The 1,193-nt window shown below is 41.1% G+C and carries 1 protein-coding gene and 1 pseudogene; both read right to left on the bottom strand.

Going from position 1 to position 1,193, the window contains the following annotated elements; all coding sequences use genetic code 11:
• Positions 1-313 (bottom strand): annotated as a pseudogene (locus F6K49_RS50830) (glycosyltransferase family 4 protein); the annotation flags it as partial.
• Between the two features lie 96 nt (positions 314-409).
• A partial coding sequence (locus F6K49_RS50825) for a sugar transferase (RefSeq protein WP_293110510.1) occupies positions 410-1,193 on the bottom strand: 784 nt, incomplete at its 5' end.

Here is a 1,193-nt window from a genome sequence, read left to right as displayed (position 1 = left end):
TGGCTCCTAATTTTTTCTTGACCGCCTTTGCGAAGCTTGAACAACTACTGATAATCAAATCGTAATTTTCTAAATCCAAGGCTCGAAAAGCTGGATAGTAAAACGGAGCCAAGAGTCTGAAGTATTTTGTTGACCCTGGAATGTTCTGAAGTCCGGTGGTATGCACTAGGCGCTCACCTAGGTCAATGGTGTTCTGGGCATCATACAAGGATGTGAATACATCAGCACTAGGGAAGCGCTTACAAAGCAGTTCAAATACCCGTTCTGCTCCACCTTTTTGCGTTAGATAATCATGAACTAGGGCAACTTTCATGCTTGTTTACTGGAAAACCTATTCCTAGAGAATACTCTAATCCATTTACCATTATATTTAATTTATATCCGGAATTTTACCGAGTTTTTTTTCATACTAAACGGCTCCATTATTTTTCGACAACAAGATAAAAATGGTTTTTATAATGACCTTAAGGTCATACATTAAGCTCCAGTTTCGTTGGTAGCGTAAATCCAGTTTAATGATATCTGCAAAATCCCGAACTTGGGATCGCCCATGCACCTGCCACTCTCCAGTCATTCCCGGTTTAACATTCAACCGTTGCCACTCTGGAACCTCATAGATGTCCAATTCCTTAGGTACCGGTGGTCTAGTACCCACCAAACTCATTTCACCTTTAATGACATTCCAGAACTGGGGTAGTTCATCCAAACTAGTTTTCCTCAAAAACCGACCCACCCTGGTGATTCTAGGGTCATTTTCATTTTTGAATATCTTGGCATCCTTAGATTGATTTTGAACGCTATCTTTCTTAGCTTCCGCATCAGTATACATCGAGCGGAATTTCCAGATCCGAAATCTCTTACCCATCCAACCACAGCGAATTTGACTAAAGAAGATTGGGCCAGGACTATCGAGTTTAATTGCGATCGCAATGGGAATAAATAATATGGCCGTAATTGCTAAACCTACTATTCCCCCCAGTATATCTAAGCATCGCTTAGCCCAAGAGCGTGTAGATGGGTGAGTTGTGGGTAACTGAGCCTTTGACCAATTGACAGCTATTGTTGTCGGGTTATATGAGGGGTCTAGAATTAATTTTTTGTCTAGCCCAGTCATGACCAAGACAGCCATAACTGGAGGATTTATACCCCTTAGTATTAGTGAAATTCCGTTTTCCTGAGTGATTTTGTGATTC

Source organism: Moorena sp. SIO3I6 (assembly GCF_010672095.1).
The sequence above is the reverse complement of the archived record's forward strand: the minus strand, read 5'-3'. Positions and strand labels throughout refer to the sequence as shown.